The organism is Protofrankia sp. Cr1, from assembly GCF_963555865.1.
Taxonomy (GTDB): Bacteria; Actinomycetota; Actinomycetes; order Frankiales; family Frankiaceae; genus Protofrankia.
Window position 1 is genome coordinate 1 of the sequence record NZ_CAUVXO010000309.1, and the last position, 5,965, is coordinate 5,965.

Here is a 5,965-nt window from a genome sequence, read left to right on the forward strand (position 1 = left end):
CCTCTGTGCCTGCCTCGGCGTTTCCGCGCTGACCGGGTGGGTTGACGCCAACCGGCGGGCCGTCCGGCGGTTGTCTGGTTGATCCGGCCGGCGTGACCGCCGCCGCGGGAGCCGCCGACCGTACCCAGGCTCGCCGGCAACGGGCCATCGGCCGGCAGGCCGAGAGCGGCTCGGTACTCGGCGTCGCGGGCGTCACAGCGTCGCGCCTTCTCGTCCCTCATCGGCATCACCCGTCCTGCTCACATCCGGGCGCTCCTATCCATGCTCGCGCACGGATGCCGGCCATGCGACAGCAGACATGATCAGATATCGGGACTTGTCGGCTGGTGAAAAGCGGCTGGCCGGCCCGTCATGCCGCTTCAGACCTTCCGCGACGCATCGTCGTGAACCCACACGGAAGGGAAATCGTCACATGGCCCAGGTTCGGTTCGCGACGTACAACACCCTCGACCTGTTGGCATCCGACAGTCCGGACGAGCGCGAGCGCTACGGACGAGTTGTCGAGGTCATCCGCGGTCTGGACGCGGACGTGGTCGCGGTCCAGGAGATTATCGCCCCGGATGTCGAGGTCGCTGCGTCGCGGCTGCGGACCCTCGCCGACGACGCCGGGATGGAGTGCACCTACGGGCCGGACCGGCCAGCGATCGCCGCCGGCCGGCAGCGTTTCCACGTCGGCCTGATCTGGCGAGAGGAGCTGAGCGTGGTCCCGGGGTCGTTCCGGACCTACGGGGCGGCCGATTTCTGGCACGCCCTCGCGAAGATCACCTTTGAGATCGATGGGCGTGCGGTGCAGCACGCGAGCCACCACGCGACCCCGTTCGGCCGGCACATGCGGGCGGACCAGATGGAGCCGGTCGTGGCGGTGATGACCCGGCCCGAGGGTAGCCCGCCCGGTCTGGTCGGCGCGGACTGGAACTGCGTCGGCGCCGACCGGCGCATGGACGGCTCCTACTACGACCCGGACCCGTATGCCGGCAGCGACTGGTACGCGGATCTGATCTGCCAGACCGTGTGGGGGTACGACGAGCAGGGCCGCCGGTGGCATCGGGCGGACCGGGAGCCGGGCGAGGTGCTGTACGCGGGCGGGCTCGCGGATGCCGCAGTCCTACTCGACCGGCCGTGGGAGGCCACCGTCGGGCACTGGGCCGGTAACACCTTCGGCGCTCGGCGGATCGACGCGATCCGGGTGACCGCCGAAGGTGCGCCCGCGCTGCGCGCGGTCGAGGTGACGCGCACGGATCTGGCGATCAGCGCCTCTGATCATGTGCCGGTGACGGTCACCTATGAGACCGCAGCTCTCGGCGCCCGGGCGCGGCGCAGCAACCCACAGATTCCCTCGTGAGAGGAACCGAGAGTAGGCGAGTGAGACCGGATGGTCTGGGAGGATGATCCCCACATGGCAGTATGTGGAGGGCGGCGATGACGACTCGGTACCCGATGTGGCCGCCGGCGGTCGTCGAGGGGATCTGCGACGTCCTCGGCCGCACGGACCGGCCGGGGCTCACCGGTAGGGAGATCGACCGGCTGCTGGGCATGCTCGGCATCGCCGATGTCCAGCCGGGCGCCAGCAAACGGGACCGGCTGTGGGCCGCGCTGATGAGCAAGCAGCAGGCCAACCAGGCGAGCAACTGCATCATCCGGTTCATCACCGAGGCGATGGCGCCCGGCCGCTACCTGGAGGACCCTGCCAGGTTCGAGGCCCTGCGCGATGGTCTGGCCGAACCCCTCGCCCTGGTCGGATGCCGGGTCAGCGACACGGGCAGGGTGGCGCCCGCGCGGAGGGCGACCACCCTGGACGAGGTGGCCGCGTTGGCGGGACGGCTACGGACCGAGCTCACCCGCCGAGGTGTGCATCCGGAGGTCACCCGGTACTGCGAGGAGGAGATCCTTCGAAAGTCGCTGTTCCACGCGGTGTTCGAGGCCACGAAGGGCCTCGCGGAACGCCTGCGGCAGCTCGGGGGTTCGCAGCTCGACGGCGCTGACCTCGTCGACTACTGCTTCGCGGTCAATACCGGTTCCCTGCGGATCAACGGGTTCCGCACCGAAACAGAGATCAGCGAGCACAAGGGGTTCGCGAACCTGCTCAAGGGGGTGTTCGGCACGTTCCGCAACCCTCCGGCCCACACGCCACGGGCCGCGGCGGGATGGACCATCACCGAGCCCGACGCCCTGGATCTGTTCTCGACCCTGTCGCTCCTGCACCGACGCCTGGACAGCGCCACCAGGGTGTCGCGGCCGTGACCGAACCCGCCGACGGGAGCCCCATGGAGATCAACGACCGGCAGCTCGACGAGATCCCGGCCGACTTCTCCGCCGTCGGCCAGCCCGCCTACCTTGATGATCCTGCTCTGGGCTTCGGGCACGCCGCCCTCGATCAGGACGACCTCGGCATCCCTCGGTTCAGCCCCGACCTGCCGCGGGTCCCGGTCGCCCTGATCGAACGCCACCAGGCGCTGTGGACCCACCCCGACAATCCGACGCCACGGCAGGAGGTGTGGACCGAACTCGCGCTGGCGCATGGCATGCAGCGCATCGGCCCCCGCGGCGTGCACCGGCTGCCCAACCTGGACGGGTGGCTGCTCGGGGAATGGCCCCGCGACGGCGGTGGGCTCCAGCTTCAACAGCCCGACGGCACCCTGTTCGTCTACGCGCTGTGCGCCCTCGCCGCCGACTGGATCGCCGCGGCCCGCCACTACGCTACGGTGAGGTCCTGGTGCTGCACGGCCCACACCTGGGCCTGCGCATCCCCTCCGGCGACCCCGGCGCCGAACAGCGGCGCGCGGCCGAGCTGGCCACCGCGCGGGCTGACGGGCTGGTCACCGGCGGGCTCATCCTGTGGGGACAGACCTCCCTGACCGGATCGTCCGGGAGCTGACCGAGGAGCTTCCCTCCGGTTAGGGCTGATGGCTTGGGTCTGCTGGCCAGGCTGGAAGGTCTGCGCGACGAGCGCATGGTGCCCTGGCGGGACGCCAGGGCACCATGCGCTCGGGAGACACAGCTCAGCGCTTGGAGAGCAGGGAGTTGAGTCGCGCGAATAGCAGCTCGGCACGCTTGATCGTTACCGTGTTGATGCGCGGGACGAGCGTTGCCTGCTCTCGGAGGAGAACCGCAGCCGGCTTGTAGTGGCGGAACCTCGTGGCAATCTTCCGCTTCTTGAACACGGCCTCGATCTGCCGAAGGACGCGAGGGTCCTTGGCGTTAAGTTCCGATGCCTTGATCGGGGTCGTGAGCTGGGAGACGTAGGCCCGGTTGACGAGTTCGAGGTAGAAATCCCGGTCGAACAGGTCCTCGACGTCTGCGTCGGCTGTACCGGTGAACTCGCCGATCTGGACGAGTCCGTTTTTGGCGAGCTGGCCATTGTCCCGAAGACGTTGGACGGCTCCGACGTCCTTGGTGCTGGAGTCGACGAGAACCGCGACGTGCAGCTTGTTCGAGCCCAGGAGGGTCACGAAAGTAGACAGTTTCCCGGAGCCGCCGATGGGGGTCTTCACCCAGCGGGGGTCGAGTCCGGTGGACCCGTTCGCCTCGGCAACATCCGTGAGGATGTCCAGGTAGATCAGGTCGCTCGGGCCTTCGAGCAGCAGGGTGTGCTCGCCCACGAATAGCGTCTGGGTCATCTCGACGCCCATCGCGGTCAGCAGCGGGAAGGCGGTGTCCTCGTCGGCCTTGAAGATGTCCGAGGAGACCTTGGCTCCACCGCGCTCCATATCGATGACCGTCCTGACCCTCTGGAAGTTGTCGGGGTCGACCATGAACGGGGAATGAGTGGTGTAAAGAACCTGGTGCTTGGGCGCCAGTCGCTCGTCGATCAAGCGAAGCAGGTCCCCTTGGGCGCGGCCATGCAGGGACAGGCCCGGCTCATCCAGAAGGAGGATCAGGTCCGTGGTACCCGCCGCCTCCAACTCGTTGAAGTAGGCGAGGAAAGAGAAGAACCAGACGAAGCCGCGGGACCGATCATCGAAGGGCACCGAGGCACGGTGCCGGCGGTTGAAGACGCGGACCTGAAGAATCGGCCCCTCGTCGAACGGCGCGGTGGCGCCGGCTTCCGGGGGCAGGATCTTGAGCTGGACTTCCAACTCCTTGTTCTGTGACCAGTACTCGAAGACCTCGTCCGAGATGACGTTGCCGGAGTTCTCCAGCTCGCGAAGAAGCCGCTCGTGCTGGTCGGTGTCCTTGAACTCCTCGGGCGAGACGCCCGCCATGCCCAGAAGGCTCAGTAGCGCCCGCTCACCACGCTTGAATTCTCCCGACATTCGCCGCCGAACCAGGTCGGGCAGTGCGACCTTGCCCGGCATCGTGTCGTAGTCCGCGAAGTAGACGAACTTCGGCATGGCCGGGCTGGCGTACTGGTCGATGAGGTGACACCCGAAGCTGCCTGTGCGCCAGCCGCGGATGCGGTCGGCCAACGCGGTCGCGTCAGACGGGAGTTCTTCCAGCTTGTCGAGGGCGTCAAGGAAGTCCGAGATGGTCTTCGCGCTCCCGACAGTCTTGGCCGCCGCGGCAGAAAGATCCAGGGTGGAGCGCAGATGGTCGACGACCGCGGCCTCGTTGTAGTTGAAGCTGAAGGTCTTGGACGTGTCGCGGTAGCCGATGACGACGTCGAACTCGGGGCTCCTCATGGCCTTGGAGCCGAACTCCTCCTCGATGGCCTTCATCGTGGCGTCGCCGAGGCGGAACGTCGCCGTGACCACGGGGATCCTCTTGTCGTCCGGGAGCTGCTTACGTTCGCGGGTCTTGCGGGCGGGAAAGTCGATCACCTCGTCGAAGGTGGCCGGCTCCACCGGGTTGAGTCGGAAGAGCGCCTGGAGGAGCGTCGTCTTGCCCGACTCGTTCTTCCCGACGAGGCAAGTGACGTCCTCCTCGATGTCGAAGCTGTCGGAGTCCTCGACGGACCTGTAGTCCGTGATCCGAGCCTTGATCAGTTGCACGTGCCTGAGTCCTTCCTCGTGTCTGCGAGGAGGCCCAGCGCGCCGGGTCGAGAGACGGTGCGCACAACGGTGTGACACTAGGTGCGCCAGCGTTGTTGTTCGAGGTAAATTCCAGACGCCAATCAGGAGTTGACCCCGGTGCCCGTCGACCTCGACGCCGCCGGGGTCCTCTCGTTGAGCTAGATCGAGGGTATCGCTCCCCGCCGACAACTCCGAACGACTGGTCACACTGCCCCGACCACGGCTGTGGCGCATTCGGCGGATGTTACGAAGGCGTCGGGCCAGGACGCCACGTCCACGGCGACCTAGCCTTCCTTCCGCGCCTTGGGCGCGGCATCCCGTTATCGCGGACGTAGATCCGGAGACTGATCGCTACTGGGTTGGTGCGGGTGGCGCCGAGGCCCGCAGGATCAGCGGAACCCACTTCGGCATCCACTACACACAGTTACGAAAGGAGGAATCGATCTTCCGATTGCGTGACCGTCGAACACGCGACTCTGCCAGCGTCGAACCCCTGGCCTCGGACCGCGGTCCGAGGACCGGATCTCTACGCCCCCACAGTCAGCGAGGACGTCTCGTAGGTGACCGTCACCGGCAGATGATCGGAGGCGCTGATCGCCAGTTCGGTGCGCGTCACCTCGATCCCGCGCAGCGCCGGAACTACCCCGGCTGTCACGCGAATTCCGTCGATCCGCCGGTAACCGAACGGGTTGTCGGCCTTCCAGTGCCCGACCGTCGCCTCCCACGGCTGATCGAGGACCACCGCGGCATCAGCCAGGCCGCCGGCGTACAACACCTCGCCCGGCTCCCGGTCCGCCCGATGCCACCGGCGGCCCTGCTCGTCGTACCCCCACACGGCCTGGTAGATCAAGTTCGCGTACCACTCGCTGCCGGCATACGGGTCGAGGTCGTAGTAGCCGCCGTCCGCGCGCCGGTCCGCGCCGACGCAGTTCCAGTCCGCGCCCACGAGACCAGGCGGCCCGCCCTCGGGCCGTGTCATCACCGCGACCACCCGCTCCATCTGGTCGGCCCGCATG

The 5,965-nt window shown here is 67.6% G+C and carries 5 protein-coding genes and 1 pseudogene; 3 read left to right on the forward strand and 3 right to left on the reverse strand.

Features of this window, described 5'->3' with window-relative positions:
* Window positions 1-221 (reverse strand): hypothetical protein (locus tag U9980_RS19890; protein WP_322769297.1); only part of this gene is annotated, 221 nt, incomplete at its 3' end.
* Window positions 222-412: 191 nt separating this feature from the next.
* Here U9980_RS19890 and U9980_RS19895 point away from each other — a divergent pair.
* The 3 genes from U9980_RS19895 to U9980_RS19905 all read left to right on the forward strand — a co-directional run bounded on the left by U9980_RS19895 (window position 413) and on the right by U9980_RS19905 (window position 2,855).
* Window positions 413-1,342 (forward strand): endonuclease/exonuclease/phosphatase family protein, encoded by a 930-nt coding sequence (locus U9980_RS19895; protein ID WP_322769298.1) that lies wholly within the window; start codon window positions 413-415, stop codon window positions 1,340-1,342.
* Window positions 1,343-1,419: 77 nt separating this feature from the next.
* On the forward strand, window positions 1,420-2,241 hold the full coding sequence (locus tag U9980_RS19900; protein ID WP_322769299.1) for a TIGR02391 family protein: 822 nt from the start codon (window positions 1,420-1,422) through the stop codon (window positions 2,239-2,241).
* On the forward strand, window positions 2,238-2,855 hold the full coding sequence (locus tag U9980_RS19905) for a hypothetical protein (RefSeq protein ID WP_322769300.1): 618 nt from the start codon (window positions 2,238-2,240) through the stop codon (window positions 2,853-2,855). Before U9980_RS19900 ends, U9980_RS19905 begins: the two co-directional genes overlap by 4 nt.
* 144 nt (window positions 2,856-2,999) lie before the next feature.
* On the opposite strand, the gene U9980_RS19910 is transcribed toward U9980_RS19905, so the two are convergent.
* Window positions 3,000-4,928, reverse strand: a complete 1,929-nt coding sequence (locus U9980_RS19910; RefSeq protein ID WP_322769301.1) for an ATP-dependent nuclease — start codon at window positions 4,926-4,928, stop codon at window positions 3,000-3,002.
* 547 nt (window positions 4,929-5,475) lie between these two features.
* Window positions 5,476-5,965: pseudogene (locus U9980_RS19915) on the reverse strand (hypothetical protein); the annotation flags it as partial.

Coding starts and splice junctions, on each gene's coding strand:
- U9980_RS19895 (WP_322769298.1), top strand. CDS start 413: ATGGCCCAGGTTCGGTTCGCGACGTACAACACCCTCGACCTGTTGGCA.
- U9980_RS19900 (WP_322769299.1), top strand. CDS start 1,420: ATGACGACTCGGTACCCGATGTGGCCGCCGGCGGTCGTCGAGGGGATC.